Consider the following 19795-nt stretch of genomic DNA (forward strand, 5'->3'; position numbering starts at 1 on the left):
GGCGGGCCCCGCGCCACCCGCTCGGCGGTGCACCGTTCGTGCCACCGGGTGTGCTGGTCCGCCCGCCAGGCCGCCCCCCCCCCCCCAACACCGGTGCGGGGTGGCCGCTGGGGGTGACGGGGCCGATGTGGTCGTCATTGCGAACCAATGGGCGAGACGCCACGCCCCCTGCAATCAGGTCAGTCCTCCTGACCATCTTTTGGCGTTGCGGTTGCTGCCGTTTCTCGTCTAGAAACGGCGCATCGAGCCTCCCGGCAACCAACCGTCAACGGTTTTGACCGAGGATTTGAGGGCTCAAAAGGGTCTGGCAATGCTGATTCGCGGCCAAATCGATGGGATTTCGGGGGAGGTGGCTCTGGCCGCCGCCACGATCCCGGCCGCGCTGCTGCCCACCCTCCTGATTGGCGGCCTTCTTCTTACTTGCCCCTGAGGGCCGGCTGGGCGCCATGCGCCTGGGCGCTCAGGGGTTGGTCGAGATCACCGGACACCTCAAGCGCCCAGCAGACTGACGGCGCAAAAAGCTCAAAAGGAATTTTGCAATGGCCCCCGTGAACAAGTCCGATAAGGACCGCGTCATCATTTTCGACACCACGCTGCGCGACGGCGAGCAGTGCCCCGGCGCCACCATGACGTTCGAGGAGAAGATCGAGATCGCCGAGATGCTCGACGACATGGGCGTCGACGTCATCGAGGCCGGTTTCCCGATCACCTCCGAAGGCGACTTCCAGGCCGTCAGCGAGATCGCCCGCCGCTCCAAGAACTCGGTGATCGCCGGCCTGTCGCGTGCCAACCCGAAGGACATCGACCGCTGCGCCGAAGCGGTGAAATTCGCCAGGCGCGGCCGCGTCCACACCGTGATCGCGACCTCGCCGCTGCACATGCGCGTCAAGCTGAACATGACGCCGGAGCAGGTGATGGAGCTCTCGATCGCCAACGTGACCCGCGCCCGCAACCAGATCGACGACGTCGAATGGTCGGCCGAGGACGCCACCCGCAGCGAGATGGACTATCTCTGCCGCATCGTCGAGGCCGTGATCAAGGCCGGCGCGACCACCGTCAATATCCCCGATACCGTCGGCTACACCACGCCCGAGGAATATGCCCGTTTCATGCGCACGCTGATCGAGCGCGTGCCGAACTCCGACAAGGCGGTATTCTCGGTTCATTGCCATAACGACCTCGGGATGGCCGTGGCGAATTCGCTGGCCGGCATTGCCGGCGGCGCGCGGCAGATCGAGTGCACCGTCAACGGCATCGGCGAGCGGGCTGGCAACGCTTCCCTCGAGGAAGTCGTGATGGCCATCAACGTCCGCAACGACGTGTTTCCGTGGTGGAACAAGATCGACACCACGCAGCTGACGCGCGCCTCGAAGGTCGTGTCGGCCGCAACCTCGTTCCCGGTCCAGTACAACAAGGCGATCGTCGGCCGCAACGCCTTCGCCCATGAGAGCGGCATCCATCAGGATGGCGTGCTGAAGGACGCCTCGACCTACGAGATCATGCGGCCCGAGATGGTCGGGTTGAAGCAGTCGTCGCTGGTGCTCGGCAAGCATTCCGGCCGCCACGCCTTCGTGCACAAGCTGGAGGAGATGGGCTACAAGCTCGGCGCCAACCAGCTGGAGGATGCGTTCACGCGGATGAAGGCACTGGCCGACCGCAAGAAGGACATCTACGACGAGGACATCGAGGCGCTGGTCGACGAGGAGATGGCGGCCTCCCACGACCGCATCAAGCTGACCTCGTTGACCGTGATCGCCGGCACCCATGGCCCGCAGCGCGCGACCATGAAGCTCGACGTCGACGGCCAGATCAGGATCGAGGAAGCCGAAGGAAACGGGCCGGTCGACGCGGTCTTCAACTGCATCAAGGCGCTGGTGCCGCATGAGGCAAAGCTCGAGCTGTATCAGGTCCATGCGGTGACCGAAGGCACCGACGCGCAGGCCGAAGTCTCGGTGCGGCTGTCCCATGACGGCCGTTCCATGACGGCACGCGCAGCGGATCCGGATACGCTGGTGGCCTCGGCAAAGGCCTATCTCGGCGCGCTCAACAAGATCGTCATGAAGCGCCAGCGCGATACGGTGACGACGGCAGCGGCGAGCTGACGCTTCATCCTCTCCGGTTCATCGGCAAACGCGGCGCCCTCGGCGCCGCGTTTTTCGTTTGGCACACGATCCCGTTATGCGGGGGTGCATCGCAATAAATATGTTATTAACATGTCATGTTAACATTCCATTAACCGGCAGCGTCGCGCGCCCTTGCTGCTGGAGAATTTGGAATGCCCCTTTCCGCTGGTTCGATCGCCTTCACCGGTTTCAACGGTGACGGCAACGATAATTTGTCCTTTGTCGCCCTGACCGACATCCCGCAGGGCACTGTCATCAATTTCACCGACAGCAACTGGAACGGCTCCGCCTTCGCAACCGGCAGCAACGCCGAAAGCACGATCGCCTGGACCGCGACCGGCGCGATTCCCGCCGGCACCGTCATCGACATCAGCAACATCGGCAAGGGCACGTTCGGCACCAGCGCCGGCTCGGCCACTTTCACCAATGCCAACAATACCGGCCTGTCCAACGATAGCGAGGTCGTCTACGCCTATGTCGGCACCTCGACCGCCCCGACCTTTCTCGCCGCGATCTCCAATGTCGGCTATGCGACCTCAGACGGCACGCTGACCGGCACCGGCCTCGTCGCCGGCCAGACCGCGGTCAGCTTCACCGGCGGCCTCGATATCGTCGGCTATAACGGTCCGCGCTCCGGCTTCGCCAGCTTCGCCGACTACCTCGCCGCGATCGGCAACACCGCCAATTGGGCGACCCAGAACGGCAGCGGCGACCAGAGCACCGACGGCACCACGCCCGACGCGCCGTTCCCGACCACCGCCTTCACCGTGGCCGCGCCCGCCACGCAGACGATCTCGTTCTCGTCTCCGAGCGTGTCGGTTGCCGAGGGGCAGAGCGGCACCAAGACCATGACTTTCACCATTGCGCGCACCGGCGGCACCACCGGCGTGCTCAGCTTCTCCGGCAGCTTCGCCGCCGGCACCACCGATGCGGCCGATTTCGGCGGCACGCTGCCGGCCTCGACCTTCAGCGGCAGCTTCGCCGACGGTGCGTCCTCGGCGACCATCACCATCACGATCTCCGGCGACACCACCGCGGAGCCCGACGAGAATTTTACGCTCACGCTCACCAGCGCCAGCAATCCGGGCGCGGCGGTTACGATCGGCACCGCGACGGCGACCGGCACCATCGCCAATGACGACGGCACTCTCGTCTCCGGCAACTCGTCGAACCCGATTACGCTGGCGAACAACGATCATCTGACCGTCCTCGCCGGCGCGACCCTGTCGGGCTCGACCCCGGTCACCTGGATCGGCGGCAGCACCTCGCCCGGCGCGGTGGTCGACAATTTCGGCACCATCACCGGCACCAGCCGCGCGATCGCCACCAGCGGTTCGACCAGCGGCAGCTTCACCATCAACAACAAGGCCGGCGCCACCATCACCGCGACCAAGGATGCGGTGAAGATCTCGAAGAGCGGCACCTTCACCGTCAACAACGAGGGCACGATCTCCTCGACGGGGACCGGCAGCAATGCCGGCCAGGCGCTCGATCTCGACGACATCAATTCGAGCGGCGCCAATACCGTCATCAACAACGCGGCAACCAGCGTGATCTCGGCGGCCGATGCCGACGCGATCCGGCCCGGCGCCAACGCCACCATCAACAATTACGGCCAGATCGTCAGCCACAATGCCTCGGCGGCCTCGTCCGGTAACGACGCGATCGACTTCCAGTCGGTCAACACCGGCGGCGTGGTCAACAACTATGCCGGCGGAATCATCGACGGCGCCCGCCACGGCATCACCGGCGACCAGCCGATCACCGTCAACAACGACGGCACGATCACCGGCCGCAGCGGCTCCGGCATCAACATGGACAGCGCGGCTAACACGACGACAACAGTGACCAACCGCGGCACCATCACCGGCACGGCGGTCGGCGGTGCTGACGCCGACGGCGTCGATGTCGACGGTCTGGTCTCGATCGACAATTTCGGGACGATCGCGGCGGTCGGCCTGACTAGCGGCGCCAACGGCCTCAACGAGGCGCTCGCGATCGGTGGCGGCTTCGTCCACAACGAGGTGGGCGGCCTGATCATCAGCGATCAGCGCGCGATCACCGTGGACGACAGCAATGACGGCAGCGCCTTCGGCGTCATGACCATCATCAACGACGGCACGATCCGCGGCAACAACGGCGAGGCGATCTCGATCGTCGGCACCTTCGGCGACACCGTTACCAACACGGGCGGCATTTTCGGCAGCGTCGCCACCGACGGTGGCAACGATACGCTCACCAACAGCGGCTCCATCATCGGTGACGTCTCGATGGGCGCAGGCGACGACAGCATCAATCTCGCCACCGCTTCGATCGTCACCGGCACGATCGACGGCGGCGACGGCGTCGACACGCTGGTGCTGTCGGGCAGTGGCTCCGGTTCGCTCCTTGGCACCGTCGTCAATGTCGAGAAGCTCGACGTCAAGAGCGGCGTCTGGCGGATCAAGGATGCGTCCGGCTATTCCGACATCCAGGTCGAGAGCGGCGCGGCGGTCGTGCTGGAGGGCTCGGCCAATGGAATGGTGGTTGCCGCGGGGGCCGCGCAGCTGGTGTTCGGTCTGGCCTCGAACTCGGTGATCTCGGGCAATCAATACATCCAGATCGGCGGCTCGGCCGACGGCACGACGATCGAGGCCGGCGGCGACCAGGATATCCTTGGCGGCGGTATCGCGACCAACACCACCGTGGACGGTGGCACCCAGAACGTCTTCGGCGTTGCAATCCAGACCACGGTCGCGAATGGCGGCTTCCAGCACGTTCACAACAATGCTTTCAACACCATCGTCAATGCCGGGGGTGAGCAGAACGTCTACATCGACGGCAGTGCGACCGGATCCACCATCAATGCCGGCGGCATCCAGATCGATTGGGGCTTCACGATCATCACGACGATCAACGGCGGCGGTCAGTACGTGTTCGGCTCGGCGAGCCTCACGACGATCAATTCGGGCCTGCAGGCCGTCGAGAGCGGCGGCACGGCGTCGGACACGACGATCCATGGCGGCGGGCAGGACGTCTATCTGGGTGGAACCGCGATCAACACCACCATGGATGGCGGCGTCCAGTCGGTCTATGGCGGCACGGTGGTCCAGACCACGATCAGCAATGGCGCCCTCCAGTATCTCCACGGCAACGCGTCGATCACGACGGTCAACGCCGGCGGCCAGCAGAGCGTCTACGCCGACGGCACGGCGACCGGCACCACGATCAATGCCGGCGGAGTCCAGGTCGATTGGGGCGCCGCCAACGCCACCATCGTCAACGGCGGCGTGCAATATGTGTATGGCAGCGCAACCGGCACGACGGTCCTGTCCGGCACGCAGCACGTGCAGGCCGGCGGCAGCGCTGATGACACCACGATCGGCTCGGGCGCGCTTGCCTTCGTCCATGCGGGCGGCACGATCGACGACGTGATCTTCGCCGGTCCCAATGCCTCGCTGGTGCTGGCCCAGGCGTCGGCCTTCACGGGAACGATCTCCGGCTGGCAGGACCATGACAGTCTCGATCTCGGCGACATCCTGTTCAGCGACGGTCTGACCTCGATGGCCTATGCGCAGAACAACGACAACACCGGCGGCACGCTGACAGTCTCCGACGGCACCCACGTTGCGACGCTGCACTTGCTCGGTCAGTACAGCGCGGCCGACTTCGCCCTATCGTCGGACGGGCACGGCGGCACCCTGATCACCGATCCGGCGGTCGCGCAGCAGGCCCAGCTCGCGCCGGCGCTGCACGGCTGAGGTTGCGAGAGGCGGCAGCGGCGATGGCAGGGTTTCCCTGCCATCGTCCTGCGTGAGCCAGTCCAGCAGATTTCGCCTCCGGATACCGCATTTTTGCAAGCCGCCCCCTGCTAAGGGGCAATGGCGCCTGTGCCCGCTTCCCTATAATCCTGCCTTCAAGTCTTGAATCTAGGGCTTGGGGGCGACGGTTCGTGCCCCACCAAAAAACGTGCGGGAGGAAGCATGCGGAAACTCATTTGGGCTGCGGCATCGGTTGCGGTCTTGACCGGGGCGTTGGCCCTGACCGGGCCGGCATCGGCCCAATCGCCGATCATCATCAAGTTCAGCCACGTCGTCGCCACCGACACGCCGAAGGGCAAGGCGTCGGAGAAGTTCAAGGAGCTCGCCGAGAAGTACACCGGCGGCAAGGTCAAGATCGAAGTCTACCCGAACTCGACGCTCTACAAGGACAAGGAAGAGCTCGAGGCGCTCCAGCTCGGCAGCGTGCAGATGCTGGCGCCGTCCAACTCCAAGTTCGGCCCGCTCGGCATCCGCGAATTCGAGGTGTTCGATCTGCCTTACATCCTTCCGGACCTGAAGACGCTGCGGAAGGTGACGGAAGGCCCGCTCGGCCTCCGGCTGCTCAAGCTGCTGGACTCCAAGGGCATCACCGGCCTTGCCTATTGGGACAACGGCTTCAAGCAGATGAGCGCCAACAAGAAGCTGGTCACGCCCGCCGACTACCAGGGCGTCAAGTTCCGCATCCAGTCCTCGCGCGTGCTGCAGGCCCAGTTCAAGTCGCTCGGCTCGCTGCCGCAGGTGATGGCGTTCTCGGAAGTCTATCAGGCGCTGCAGACCGGTGTCGTCGACGGGCAGGAGAACACCTGGTCGAACATCTATACGCAGAAGATGCACGAGGTGCAGAAGTACATCACCGAGACCAATCACGGCTACATCGGCTACGTCGTGATCGTGAACAAGAAGTTCTGGGACGATCTGCCGGCCGACATCCGCGAGCAGCTGTCGAAGGCGATGAAGGAGGCGACCGACTTCAACAACGCGCAGTCGCAGAAGGAGAACGACGACGCGCTGGCGGAGATCAAGAAGAGCGGCAAGAGCGAGATCATCAAGCTCACGCCGCAGCAGGACGAGGCGATGCGCAAGGCGATGGAGCCGGTCTACAAGGACGCCGCAGGCCGCGTCGGCCAGCCGCTGATCGACGAGTTCCTCAAGGAATCGAAGAGCACGACGAACTGATCAGGATCGACCATCAATCAAGGGGCTTCCGTGCAGCCTGCGCGGAGGCCCTTTTTGTTGCAAAACATTTCAGTCTGCATCTGAATGGACATTCAGGGGAGTTACATCTTCGTAAGAACGCTCTCTCTGTCCAAGTTGTAAGTTGCGCGTCAGCCGTCCGGCGCTCATCCTCACCGGCATCCTTCCAGAGGAGGTCCGTATGAGGAAGTTCACCATCGCCGCCATCGCCGTGCTCAGCATCGCCGGCTCGGGCGCGGTCTATGCCCAATTTCATCGCCCGTGGATGGAGCACTTCCGCCACGTCCGCATGAACCCGGAGGACCGTGCCGCCTTCGTCGACGCGCGGATCGCCGCCGTCCATGCCGGGCTGAAGCTCAACGCCGACCAGGAGAAGCTGTGGCCGCCGGTCGAGGCCGCCGTGCGCGACTTCGCCAAGCTGCGCATCGACCGCGCCAACGCACGGATGAATGCCGGCCCGGGTGACGCCGGCAAGAACGCCGACAAGCCCGAGGATCCGGTCGCCCGCCTGCGCCAGCGCGCCGAGGACATGGGCGCGACCTCCGCCGCCCTGAAGAAGATCGCCGATGCCGCCGATCCGCTCTACAAGACGCTCGACGAGGGCCAGAAGCGGCGCCTTGCCGTGCTGACCCGCCACCGCGGTCCGTTCGGCGGCGGTGGGGACGGCCCGTCCCGACACTTCATGGAACGGGGCATGGACCGCATGATGGAGCGCGGCATGGACCGCTTCCACGGCGACCGTTTCGACCGTGACGGCGGCCCGGACCGGGATCGCGAGGGCCGGCTCTGAGCCTCCCCGTATTTCCCGAGGAATTAACCCCGGGATTGGCCTTGGCGAAGCCGCTGGAATCCAGCGGCTTTTCGCATTTTCGGGCCTGTGGAAGAACCTTAGAAAACATGCGCCACATCGCTTGCCATACCCGGATCGCTTTGCTAAACGACCGGCCTCGCAAGGCATTGACCGCCTTTCGGGCGCATAGCTCAGTTGGTAGAGCAGCTGACTCTTAATCAGCGGGTCCCAGGTTCGAGCCCTGGTGCGCCCACCACCCTTAAGAGATTGGCCCGCAAGGGCTTTTTTCATCTCCCCGCCAGAACAAATCGAGTCTCGTGCGACGCCTTTGGTAGTCGCACGTCGCACGCCGTGCGACGTGCCAGATACTGGGGGCGTTATTCATCGCACCGAGCGCAGACGGTCATTGTTTGCGGACGGCGCGGGGCAGAGATGGAGCGTACGCCTCGCCGTAGGAAGGCGGAAAGCGTGGCGGGATTGATTGCGCGACACACCGCCTCCTGGCGACCTGCGAGCTTAAGGCCAACCGGACAAACGAAATTCTGCCGCTGTCCGTTCAGCCCTTCATCCCTTCCTTTCGAACCTGCAGTTCGAGCCTGTCGATGCCGGAGTCAGCGCGAGCCGCATTTCTTGCCCGGTAGTGCTTCACGATGGTCTGCGCACTTCGATATGAATGCCCAGTGATGTCGCAGATCGTCAGTAAGTCGCAGCCAGCCCGATCGAGCAGCATGACGCAGGTATCCCGCAGGTCTTGGTCGTGCTTCTGGTCGAGGTCGCCGGCGCCGTTGACGAACATCAGAGCGGGGCAAGGCTTTAGACGCCATGCGGTCTCATCGCCATTGCTGTCGCGTGCGGCCTGCGCATCCAGCCATTCTGACAAGACGCGCTTGCGCTGATCAACCGCCCGAGCGCGCTGCGCCTTGTTCTCTTCATCGAGAGGAAATGGAGCGAATAGCTTGTCGGAGATCTTGATCAGTTCGGCATTCAGTCGCTCCGCGCGGACAATCGCTTGGCGCGCGCTATCGCGCGCGAGAAAGCCGAAGACCGCGACGGCTCGGGCGGTCGACACCCAATGCCGATAAGTGCTCTCGTCATAAGGCTCACCATTGTCCTCGTTGACCACGAGCTCGGGAGGCACCTTATCCAATTGAAGCCGGAGCTTGAGCTCCTTTACGCGTGCACGCGAGGCATTCAGCCGTGCGCTGAGTTGGGGCGCCTCCTTGATGTCGACAAGCTCGCCTGTCTTGCTCTGGCGGAACGTGTGGCGGCCTTCGATGTCGCTCTCATTCCGCATGATTAGACGGTCAGTCTGGCGCTGCCCAGTGAACAACGCCAGATGAAAGCTGTCGCCGATCGAAGGCCGATCAATCGCATCAGCTGCGGCGACCCAAGCGGAAAATTCGGGCATCGCAACCTGGACGATCCGCCCGTCCGGATGATCGAACTCCATGCCTTCCCGCGGGTTGGGCCCTAGACGCCACAGGATGCTTTCCTGCCCCCAAGTGAACGCCGCCGAGAGCGTCGCTATCATCGAAAGCGCCATATGATGACCGCGAGCTGATTTCGCATAATTATAGAAGGCTCGGAACTCCGGTTTGCCGATCGATGTCGGCGTAGCAGTCGCAATCGCCTCAAGTTCTCGCGCAGGCTCGGCTACGCCGAGCAGCTTGGCGGCGCGGATTTCGGCACGCAACTTCGCCGCGGATTCGCGCGATTGCGGTCGGTACAGAATGGCAGAAATACATTTACGATACGAAGCCTGTGAGGCGGAGGCTAACGCCTTGAACTCAACCGATTTGCTCCAATCGTCGAGAAGATCCTCGATTGTAGAACGCTTCCGCATCGTCATTTTCTTTGGCAGCTTGCCGGCACGGCGCGCCGCCTCGATTTCCGACTTCCGTTTGTCTGAAAAGTCCGAGGCTTCCTGAAGATTGAACCACGCACCGACCGGACGGCCCTTTTCATCGTACGGCGGATGGCGCAGGTCGGCATCAAAGAAGCCGAGTGCTCTGGCATGAGCGCCGTGCGACGAGCGAGGACGACCCTCGCGCCACTTCACATGGGGAAATTTGGGATCGGCCATAATGAGCCTCGGTGCCAGAAGGAGATCGCGCCTATTGGAATCTAGCGCAACCTAATCTGTCAAGCGTCAGGCTGGCCGTATGCCTTCCGCAGCCGCTCGCGGTGTTCGTCGTCGTTTCCTGCTGGTGGCGGCGCGAATGCGTCATTAGCAATCGCCTTTGGGCGCATAGGATGATGTCGGGTAAGCCAGGCATCGAAGCCGGTCCGCTCCCATTTCAGCGGTCCCCGCTCGCTGATCGGCGCAGGCAGCCCGTCGCGCTCATGCCTGAGGCGGCGCGTGCGATAGAATGTATCCAGTGAGACGCCTATCGCCGTCGCGACTTCGGTTGAGGAATAGGGTGGCTGCATGCTCTGGTGACGCAACGTATGGCCTTTTTGACCGAAGCCCGATGAACCAGAATGAAGACATCCGACCGCGCCGGAGGCCCTCCAACGCACGTCAGAGATTTCGACAGGTCCTGTATTCGATCATGAGCTTTGGGTTTGCGCTAGCCGGAGCAGTTTGCAAGCAGCGGCATCGAGATCAAGCTGCCGCCGGACCGGGATGCCATCCCGCCACGTAGATCATGCTCGGTCTTGCTGCTCACTTTGTGTTGAGTCTCGAACTTGGGTCTGACGAGGGTCGATGAGCGAGATAGCGGCTGCCTTACATCGCCGGCCGCGCGCCGCTTCTCGCGATGAGCGGCCAGCTGTCGTTTCCTTGGAGGGCCCGTCCTATCGCTGACCCCACACATTATCGCTCCTATTGGGGGCGTGCGGATTTGCTGGAGTCGGCACCCGCAGAACCCGTTAGGTCCCGTTTTCTGCATCTTTCCAAGATGGATAGCGGCTCCCGCCTGAACGGCTTGGTGGTATCTGCAAGTTGGACAAGATCGAGGATCGGTGTCGGGACTTGTTCTCAACGGTGCGCGTGCGGCAATAGCCGCACCGGGCTCTCGTGTTGGGGTGGACGGCCCCCTTCCGCCGGTCTGCGTGGCAGAATGGGGTCGTCGACGACCTCAAACGAAGGAGCCGCCCGTGGAGACGATTGTTCGTATCGGTTTGGACACGTCAAAGAGCGTATTTCAGCTGCACGGCGTTGACGGGATGGAGCAGCCGGTCTTGCGACGCAAGTTGAGACGGGGCCAGGTTCTGGCGTTCTTCGGCCGTTTGCCGCCTACGCTTGTCGCGATGGAGGCTTGCGGAGCATCGCACTATTGGGCGAGGGAGCTGCGTTCGCTGGGGGATGAGGTGGCGATGATTCCGCCGCAATATGTCAAACCGTACGTGCAGCGTGGGAAATCCGATGCGGCGGACGCCGAGGCGATTTGCGAAGCCGCGAGTCGACCGAAATTGCAGAAGAACTTTGTGCCAATCAAAAGTCCCGAGCAGCAGGGCGCACAGATGCTGACTCGTGTGCGCAACCAGTTCATTGGCAGGCGCACCCAGCTCGCCAATTCGATCCGCGGCTACGCCGCAGAGTTCGGCTTCACCGCGCCCAAGGGGCTTGCAAGGCTTCCGCAATTGCTGATCGATCTTAAGGCTGATGCGACAGTCCCGGACTTGGCGATGGAGTTGATAGAGGCGTTGGCCGCAGAAATGGCGCGTGTCGATGATCAGATCGTTACGCTTGACAAGAAGCTCATGCAACTCCATCGAAGCAGCGAGATGAGCCGAAGACTTGCGACCATTCCAGGAGTTGGTCCGATCGGCGCGACGCTGCTGTCAATCAAGGTCGTGGATGCGCGCGGATTCAAGTCGGCAAGAAACTTTGCCGCGTGGCTCGGCCTGACCCCAAAAAATCACTCGACGGCCGGCAAGAACAGGCTCGGCGTGATTACACGCGCCGGCGACGGCATGTTGCGAACCGTCTTGGTAACTGGGGCGACGGCAGTGATCGCGGATATGCGACGACGTGGGAGTCGCCCTTGGCCTTGGCTGAGAGACATGATCGCGCGCAAGCCGCCGAAGCTGGTGGCGATAGCGTTGGCAAACAAGCTGGCGCGGATTGCTTGGAAACTGATGGTTAGCGGCGAACGGTACCGGCCTGCGAGCGCCGTACCGATGCCAACGCCGAAATAGACTTAAGCGACAAATAGAGCTTGACGTCAGACGGGCAGATCTGACGCTGGGGCCGGAACTTGCAGGAAAGGAAGAGGTGGTACGTTCGGCGCGAGCCGGTCATGTGAGACACTCCGCTCGGTTTACCGGCAGCAAATGCCGCTCTCGTGTTTGGAGCTCACTGTCCGCGAAGCCCATCTTGGCCAGTGGTCGCAAGACCCGAAAATAGGCCGGACATATGAGCGCAAGCGATCCGAGCATGCTGCCCGAGCCAGTCCTTGCAAGTCGGGGGCCGTCCACATATGAACCGAGCCGCGTCGCGTCTCGGCCGTCCGGCTTCGATCCCTCGTGCAAGTAGATATAATGTGTCGCTCGCCGGAGGCACTCGCACGAAGGGCTGCCGCTTCGCGGCACCGCTATCACTGCCCGTCGCGCGGGTGCCTTGTTAACCGGTCTCGCGACTGCACTCGGTCCCGGGTCCCGCCGCGTACCGCGTCGGCGCTATGCTGACCCTCCTGCGGGTGCCTCTTTTGATTTTCTCACTCTTGCTCTTGTTCTCACCTGCGCTGACTTGCTCAAGGACCTAGCGCTCGAGATCTCAGGGGCTCCGCCCCTCGCGCGCGCCAGGGTGAAGCGCCGGCTGCCGCCGGCGCCGACCCGAGCGGTCTCCCCGGTCTTCCGCGCTTTGCTCATCCTGTCGACTTTGGACTGCATGCACACACGCTTGTGCAGACCCGCTCTTCGAGCGGCCCTTTCGGGCGGGCGATACCCGTCCGCTCGGGTCGCCCTGGCACTTGCTACCCCCGGTCTCGCCGACGGGCAGGGGTGCAGGCGCGGAGTGCGCGCTGCACCCATGGAAGCAAAAGGAAGAATGATCATGTCGGCCAAATCAATTGAAATCATTCCCGCGAGCGGGACGGAGACTCTTATTCCGCTCAACAAGCTCAAGAAGTCCCCGAACAATGCGCGCAAGACGCCGCATAGCGAGGCGGCGATCGAGGGCTATGCGGCGAGCATTGCCGCCAAGGGCATCTTGCAAAATCTGGTGATTGAGCCCGAGTTGGACGGAGAGGGCACGGCCACAGGGTTCTACTTGGTGACCATCGGGGAGGGCAGGCGGCTTGCCCAAATTGCCATTTGACCTCCGGCCGCGCGCGTTGGCGACGGCCAGCCGTCTGGCCGGGGCAGTCGCCCTCGAAATGACCGGATATTGGCGTCCGACGGTGCAAAGTTATCTCGGCCGGGTCACCAAGGCAGGCATCCTTGAGGCCGTCCGCGAAGGCGTCAGCGAGGAGGCCGCCGAACGCATCTCGGGGATGAAAAAGACCGAGATGGCGATAGCCGCCGAGCAGCTGTTGGCGGCAACCGACTGGCTGCCCTCTGTGCTCCGTACGGCCAAAGCGGAGGATCGGGTCGGTGCGCCGGACAGGACGCAAAGCCATGATTTCTGCTCGGAAGCTGCCGAGTAAGAGGTGAGCCGGGGTCGGAAGAACGGCCCCGGCGTGCCATCAAATTCCGGCCGCGCACCACACGGTGCGCGGCCGGATCTGTCGATGCAAAGCGGCGATCACCGCGCTAGCCGTTCCTCAAATGCGGGCCATGATCCGATCGATCCGCGCCGTTCCCTCCTCCTTGCGGGGAGGGATCAACGGTGGGGCAACGGAAACTTCAACGGCGACGGCTAGAGCGACATCGTTTGTCGCAACGTCGCTGGCACGAGCAGACGACGGGATTTCGTACGGTGTCCCGTAAGGTCAACTCCGAGTCAAAAGCGCCGTTTGGGCAGTCGGCCAGTCATGTCCGGACCACCTCGATAAGCGGACCAATTCTGCGTCCGCCCGGACTTCGCATTCGGGCCATGAGCCGACATCGCTCCAATCAAGCGGCGATACTTGTCAGGCTCCTTAGCGGCCGTAGGGGAAGCAGCGGTTGCGATCGAGTGTGAGACCGAAATGCGCTCCCAGTGCAGCGATGGCCGCGTCCTGCTGAGGATAAGGATCGGCATTGGATGCGGCAACGATGATGATCCGGAACCCGCCGCGATCCTTGCCACCCGGTGGCAGCATCGCTGTAGTCAGTGCATTGCCCTCCCTGTCGCGCAGCGTGAGGAAAAGCGGCATCTCTCGCTGTACATGGGCCTCGAGGCCGATGTCGCGCTCGATCGCGTTGGGCCGCTCCGGACGCCAGGACTGGACTGCCTTCTCCCGCTCGCGGCGGAAATATTTCTCGACTGTGTGGCCCATCAGGCGCGACTCATGCACCGCTTCACCTTCCGTCTCGATACGGAACCAGGTCTTACCCCTCGGGGCGTCGCAAACATACTGCATTTCGCCCGTCCTGCGATCGCCGCAATTCTAGGGCGGCGGGCCTGCAAAGCCAATATGAGACTCGCTCCCGTGTATAGCGCTGCACGATCGTATAATCGGAAGTTCGGCTGCAACACCGCGCGACTATTGCCTGAGAGGTGATGGTAGAGCTCCGATCTGATGAAGCTTCGCAAAGCGGTCCGGTACGCCCAGCCTAGTAAATCTGTTCACTGCAACGTCCACTCCGGGTGTCAATCTCTACAAAATTCGGAGTGAGCACAACCAGTCCGCTTCGCCTCCAAAACTCACCGTCAAAGGCGGACGGCGCCGTCGGCAGCGATGGGCCTGAAGCTGACCTCGACCAACGCCGGGCCTACCGTCGCGCGCCAGGAGCATCGCCAACGTTAACCCTGTCTGCAAATGATCCGTACGTGGGTCGGCAGCCACCGACAAATTGCCTCATTGGAACGGAGAACTTTCACCAGCACTAACTCGGGATAGAGGCGCATCATGCTCAGAATGGTGTTGTTGGGCTTCCTCATCCTGTTGGGTGTAGGAGTACTGTCAGCAATGGAGCTCAGAACTCCACCGCGCAGTGCAGTAGCAATCGTCCAGCCGCTTAACGAGCCAAACGTAGACATTTCCGATTCACATGACGCGCTGGCGAAGGCTGATCGTCTTGAAGTTGCCGCTGTGAGCCGCGAGACGCCAGAACAGGCTGTTTTGATCGACGAAGGCATTGCTCGGCCGGAAGACATCAGTATCGGTTCTTCGGAGTCTCCGAGGCCGATCGCCCGTCATCGGCACAATCCCAAATCGAAGAAGGTCACGACCCCTGCACGTCCCAAGTTGGAGCCAAAGGCAACCGTTATCAAGCGAACCGCCATTTCCCAGCGTTCAAAGGCCGCCAGCGATACCGAGCCCTGTCGGCTCAAGGCGTTTGGTGGCTTGCGTAAGGCTTTGAATTCAGCCGAGTGCGAAATCTGAGGGCCCCTATGAAACGGCAGATCCAAGTCGAACAATCTGTGTTCGTGGTCCGCCTTCGTGCCAATATCGGAAGCAACGGACACGAAGTTGCGGCGTAGGCAGAGGCAGCATTCAATCCGACAGACGAGGAATGCGACGTATGGATGCGAGCGCGATGGGATGTGGGGCAAAGGCGTTACAGCTTTGCTTGCTGAACGGGCGCGATGCCCCATGATTTAAGGCAGCGACGCCAATGCATTTCTGAGTTACACCGGCCGTTTTAGCCACCAGACCGTATCAAATACGGATCCAAGGACCCAGCTAATCGGTCCGCCACTTGTATGGCGGCCGGCGTGGACTGCTTTTCGCGATGAAGCGAGCCGACGGAATTCACGACCAGCCCACTACAAGCAAGAACAGCTATCGCAATCGCAGCGAGATATTTGGTCCTCATGACGATGGTCCCCTTTATCGCCCCATGAACTAACCGGGCACTCTCAGAAATGGTTCCCGAACACTGCGGCCCAATGTTTTCGGCCGCATCGGAAGTTGCTTCCATGGCGCCAGCGACTAGCCGCTGGGGCAGGTTCCTCCTTCGGAATGGAACATCGCGGTCGCGATCAGAAATCAAGGAACGAAAGCGTCCGTCAGGCTTTAGAAAAACTGAGGCCGTCGCTCGCCGGTAGTAACACGGCGCATGTCGCGGATAGCCAAAGGTCGTGGCGAACGACCCGCTGTTCTTAACACAAGCGCTCGCGCAGATAGCCAAAAGCGACGGTCTCCAGTTCTATTCAAAATCGCCAGCAGTGCCCCCGATCGGTTGCGGGGGAGGCACGGGTGCTGCCGGAACCGAAGGCTCCGTCATGCGCAACCGAATTGACATTGACCACATACACTGTCGGGCCATCATTCGAGAGATCGGCGAGAGACTACGTGCGTCGCTGAAACCAGAGTCGAAACTCCCGGCGAGCCTGAGAGCGCAAATCGATCGGCTCCGCGAATTCGAAGCGGCCGAGCACTGGAACAAGCCGCGCGGTTGAGCCGCAGTCGGCTCGGCCGAACATGGATGAACGATGCCGCCGGTGAAGCTTCGTGCATCGACGATCTTGAATGAGTACGGTAAGGCGCAATCCGAATTGATCGGCAAAACCGTCGTCCTTACTGACGGAAAGGCAGGCACGGTCGAGAACGTTTGGCTGGATGAATTGCACGGGCTTCGGATTTCAATCAAAGGTCATGACGGAAGATGGCCGGTCTCAACCATCAAGTTCGAGGAGAACTAGCCTTCGCACCCTGCTGCGCACCACCAATAGCGCGCCATTTCAGAACATTCCGATCAGGATGAAAAACCCGATCTCAATCAGGAACGTCGTGCTCATAACCGCGACCGTAAGGAACACGTCGCTCGCCGAAAGAGGGTTCATGAATGCCTCGCATCTTACGAAGCCCCGGGAGTAAATCATTCAGGGTAGAAAATGTTTCAGCTCCAAACGCAGACGGCGCGAGATGCGAGCGGCGCGGACATCCGAGGCGGCCTAAAGCAAGGCCCGCTTCGGGTCATTCGCGTCGGTTTGGCCACGTGCCGAAGGCTTCCGCTCTACCCCTATAAACAGACATCTTTACCGTACGTCGGCAAGTCTCAAAGGGGCCAGAAGCGGGCATGTGATAGCTCAGTATTTTCTCGGAGAAGTGCCGTCGTGAACTCTGTTTGGGAACAGGTTGCTAGTTTGGACACCTTGTCGACTCAGCCGCAGGCCAGTCGCTGGGGTACACGAAGTCAGTGAAGGTCAGAGTTTTCGGTTTGCCGCGTTGGCTTAACTGGTGCAGCGCAAGAAGGATTTCCTTTCCACAGTTGCCCTTCGACTGTTCTGCTACGAAAAACCAACTCTTCTCGTCCTTAAATCTGCCAGACATGTCCTTCGTTACAGCTGATCCGAACTGACGATCAATGGATTGAGTCAGGTCATCACCATCTAGATCAATTTCCGGCTGAACAAGACATACCGTATATTTGAAGTCGGGCCGCTCCGGACGCAGAACCGAAACATACAATCGGGCCCGCGATCCGCCCGGCAAATTTAATTCCCAAGCGCTGATGAAAGAGTTCTTCACACCGTTTTCATTGTGCATGAACGGCATCGGGGCAGCTTCCGATCGAACTAGCTTCCAATTTTCTTTCACGGCAGTCTTTTCGCCGGCGGCCATCACTGCCTCCGAAGAGTTCGGTGCAGTGCAGACCTCATTGAGAATGGATACAGCTTTCTCGGACGGGGTTTGAGCAATTGCGACCGTGGCCAATATTTGCGCTGAAATTATCGTGGCCCAGAAACGCATGTTCGAACGTCCTTGAAATTTTGAAGTTAATGCACCCGCCGGTAGTCGCGGTACAGACGCATCAAAGCATATCGGGCCGCTATCGGACCAGGGCCGAGTTCCGAGATGGGTCAATCGCGTCGTTTTTGCAGTCGGCCAGCTACTTCCGGTCTGCCGTCAACTTCAGACATCGCGCGGCACTACGCCAACTGAAGCGATGGGCCAAGAAGAGACGTATGCACCGCAGCAATTAATTCGGTCTCTATGAGCGGATTTTCCGGCGCAACATCAAGAACCGCACTCAGCGACAAGATTCGCAGAAACAAGCCGCCGCCGGGTTGAGAGCGGCGACGGCTTTTCTTTACGCGCTCACATGGCCGCGACTATCGCCGCATGGTGAAGCGGTAGCGCCAGCTTTCGATGCCATCGGTTAGATGACGCTCCCGTTTGCGCAATTCATCCACTAGACGTTCGAGGTAGGGCGGCAGAGGCGAGACTTTTGGAGTTAAGTCCTTCTGCAATTGGTCACCCACCTCGTCACAGATCAACCGGGCAGTCTTAGGGTCGATCTGCTCGGATATTCGGCTATGGGGTTCCATTTCGCGAAATCTCGATTAGGCCCCACGATTAGCTTAAGTTACAGGGTTGGAGATTGTTTCAGATCTCTTCAACAGGAACCAATCGAACCAGGCACGTCATAAAACGTTAAAGTGAGACCGCGTAAGGAAGCAGGGGGGAAAGGAGGACGCATGGCGCGATACTCCGATCTCCAGAGAGAGAAGCTGATCGCAGATCAGACACGCATTCAGGCGCAGCTGAACGAGGCAGAGCCGGGTTTATATCGGGAAAAGCTAGAGCGAAAGCTCGGCCAAATCCGAGTTGCCCTAAATCTCGGCAGCTGGGCCTACTCACCCGGATTACAAACGCCGGACTAAGGGCCGGCTCAGTTGGCGCTCTCTTTCCTCGATTGCCTCTGGGTAGATATTCTAATGAAGGCGACAATTGTTCAATGCAATTGCGGCGCCGAGTATAGACGCACTGAAGAGAAGTTCTTGGCGCCGCATACGGGTGACGCGGTCTGCACGGTTTGCGGAGCCGCGCTAGAATCGTGGTTGGAAAGCACCCACGTTCCGATTTACGAACTTATTGAACGCCCCGATAATAAGCCGCAATGACCAGCGCGCGAAAGACAAATCGGCCAAACTCGCCTGCTCAGCCACCCGTGGGCTGATCGGTCTATCCGTCAGGCCGTTTGTCAGCGGCCAATGAGTCCGCTTGGGGTCAATCTCGACATTCTTGCATCAATCTCGACATTCTTGGAGTTGGCCAGTCACGTCCGATGTACCCCGAACTTCAGACATACCGTTGCACCGCACTAACTGAAGCGACGGGCCAAGAAGCGACATCCTGAGTTATAAATCGCTTTGCCGGCACACCGAGCTGTACAGCACTTCGACAGGACGGAAACGCACCAATTCCACGCGCTCGAGAAAGCCGGTGGTTGGCTCCCAGCTTGATAGGAGAGCCATGAGAGCCGGCCCCGGGTTGGGCAAAGCTCCCGACAATGTCACGTGGGGCACCCAAGCTCCCGGTCGATAATGCGCATCAACTTTAAGATCGGGAAGTGCAGTTTGTATGGCCTGATGCCGCGCAAGCAACTCGCGCGTCACGACCGGCACTGCCCATAGAACGGTGCCGTTACCCGGAAAAGCTCCCAATCCGCTCAAGCTAATCGGGAGGGCCTCCCAATTTCGAGATGTATCTTCAAGCGCGGCGTGTAGCCTTTTGACGGGGGTCTCGTCCGGGTAGATCGCTAGGGTAATATGCGGCGCGTACCCAAGTTGCATCGATTCCGCTGGCCGCAAGCTTGCGCCACATTGCCTCGATAGGAACAGCGCTGATGGGGTCTAAGCGGAGTGTAATGGCGAACGGCATGGGCGCGATACTAACAGTGCCTAGCCGCGCACAGCAACTCGCTCAGTGCCCGCCCGATTCTGTGTCCATCTGGCGGCGTGCTTTATCTAGGGAATAAACTGGTTGCATAAGCCGCATGATAGAATGGGGCGAGCGTTGCTGCCAGGCCGCTTTGGGTCTTGGCCGTGTAAAAAGCAGTTTCACGGGAGGTCGGTTCTGAGAGTTAGGTGCCGAGGACGTTTCAGGCCGCGATCGCAGCGATTAGCC

Annotated in this window: 12 protein-coding genes, 1 tRNA gene and 1 pseudogene; 10 read left to right on the forward strand and 4 right to left on the reverse strand. The window is 61.2% G+C overall.

Annotated elements, in window-relative coordinates:
* The first annotated feature begins 539 nt into the window (after positions 1 to 539).
* The 5 genes from ABIB99_RS43925 (at position 540) to ABIB99_RS43945 (ending at position 8163) form a co-directional block, all read left to right on the forward strand.
* Positions 540 to 2102: a 2-isopropylmalate synthase gene (locus ABIB99_RS43925; protein ID WP_063981681.1), complete on the forward strand. Its 1563-nt coding sequence runs from the start codon at positions 540 to 542 to the stop codon at positions 2100 to 2102.
* A gap of 173 nt (positions 2103 to 2275) precedes the next feature.
* A complete protein-coding gene (locus tag ABIB99_RS43930) occupies positions 2276 to 5863 on the forward strand; it encodes a beta strand repeat-containing protein (protein ID WP_354182174.1) in 3588 nt (1195 codons plus the stop codon).
* A 222-nt stretch (positions 5864 to 6085) separates the two neighbouring features.
* Positions 6086 to 7099, forward strand: coding sequence for a TRAP transporter substrate-binding protein (locus ABIB99_RS43935; protein WP_283017444.1), 1014 nt, complete (start codon positions 6086 to 6088; stop codon positions 7097 to 7099).
* Between the two features lie 199 nt (positions 7100 to 7298).
* Positions 7299 to 7907: a Spy/CpxP family protein refolding chaperone gene (locus ABIB99_RS43940; RefSeq protein ID WP_155794966.1), complete on the forward strand. Its 609-nt coding sequence runs from the start codon at positions 7299 to 7301 to the stop codon at positions 7905 to 7907.
* Between the two features lie 180 nt (positions 7908 to 8087).
* Positions 8088 to 8163: transfer RNA gene (locus ABIB99_RS43945), tRNA-Lys, on the forward strand.
* 300 nt (positions 8164 to 8463) lie between these two features.
* Here ABIB99_RS43945 and ABIB99_RS43950 read toward each other — a convergent pair.
* Positions 8464 to 9990 carry a site-specific integrase gene (locus ABIB99_RS43950; RefSeq protein WP_354182177.1) on the reverse strand — a complete coding sequence of 509 codons (1527 nt, stop codon included), beginning with the start codon at positions 9988 to 9990 and terminating at the stop codon, positions 8464 to 8466.
* A gap of 1016 nt (positions 9991 to 11006) precedes the next feature.
* Between ABIB99_RS43950 and ABIB99_RS43955 the strand changes: the two genes are divergently transcribed.
* The 3 genes and pseudogenes from ABIB99_RS43955 (at position 11007) to ABIB99_RS43965 (ending at position 13498) form a co-directional block, all read left to right on the forward strand.
* Complete coding sequence (locus ABIB99_RS43955) at positions 11007 to 12050, forward strand: IS110 family RNA-guided transposase (RefSeq protein WP_354182179.1); 1044 nt, start codon at positions 11007 to 11009, stop codon at positions 12048 to 12050.
* Between the two features lie 856 nt (positions 12051 to 12906).
* Positions 12907 to 13161: pseudogene (locus ABIB99_RS43960) on the forward strand (ParB N-terminal domain-containing protein); the annotation flags it as partial.
* The gene (locus tag ABIB99_RS43965) at positions 13151 to 13498 is read left to right on the forward strand and encodes a hypothetical protein (RefSeq protein ID WP_354182181.1); all 348 of its coding nucleotides are present in this window, start codon (positions 13151 to 13153) and stop codon (positions 13496 to 13498) included. The pseudogene ABIB99_RS43960 and the gene ABIB99_RS43965, both read left to right, overlap by 11 nt.
* Before the next feature lie 435 nt (positions 13499 to 13933).
* Here ABIB99_RS43965 and ABIB99_RS43970 read toward each other — a convergent pair whose 3' ends face one another.
* The gene (locus ABIB99_RS43970; protein WP_354182183.1) at positions 13934 to 14356 is read right to left on the reverse strand and encodes a hypothetical protein; all 423 of its coding nucleotides are present in this window, start codon (positions 14354 to 14356) and stop codon (positions 13934 to 13936) included.
* Positions 14357 to 14845: 489 nt separating this feature from the next.
* Here ABIB99_RS43970 and ABIB99_RS43975 point away from each other — a divergent pair, with 489 nt between their 5' ends.
* Entirely contained in the window at positions 14846 to 15322 is a 477-nt protein-coding gene (locus ABIB99_RS43975; RefSeq protein ID WP_354182185.1) for a hypothetical protein, read from the forward strand.
* Between the two features lie 1052 nt (positions 15323 to 16374).
* Complete coding sequence (locus ABIB99_RS43980) at positions 16375 to 16584, forward strand: PRC-barrel domain-containing protein (RefSeq protein ID WP_135217292.1); 210 nt, start codon at positions 16375 to 16377, stop codon at positions 16582 to 16584.
* A gap of 439 nt (positions 16585 to 17023) precedes the next feature.
* Here the strand turns inward: ABIB99_RS43980 and ABIB99_RS43985 are convergent, their stop codons facing one another.
* The gene (locus ABIB99_RS43985; protein WP_354182187.1) at positions 17024 to 17635 is read right to left on the reverse strand and encodes a hypothetical protein; all 612 of its coding nucleotides are present in this window, start codon (positions 17633 to 17635) and stop codon (positions 17024 to 17026) included.
* A gap of 1391 nt (positions 17636 to 19026) precedes the next feature.
* The gene (locus tag ABIB99_RS43990) at positions 19027 to 19461 is read right to left on the reverse strand and encodes a 2'-5' RNA ligase family protein (RefSeq protein ID WP_354182189.1); all 435 of its coding nucleotides are present in this window, start codon (positions 19459 to 19461) and stop codon (positions 19027 to 19029) included.
* Between the last annotated feature and the right edge of the window lie 334 nt (positions 19462 to 19795).

Source organism: Bradyrhizobium sp. LA6.1 (assembly GCF_040547805.1).
In the GTDB taxonomy this organism is placed as follows: Bacteria; Pseudomonadota; Alphaproteobacteria; order Rhizobiales; family Xanthobacteraceae; genus Bradyrhizobium; species Bradyrhizobium barranii.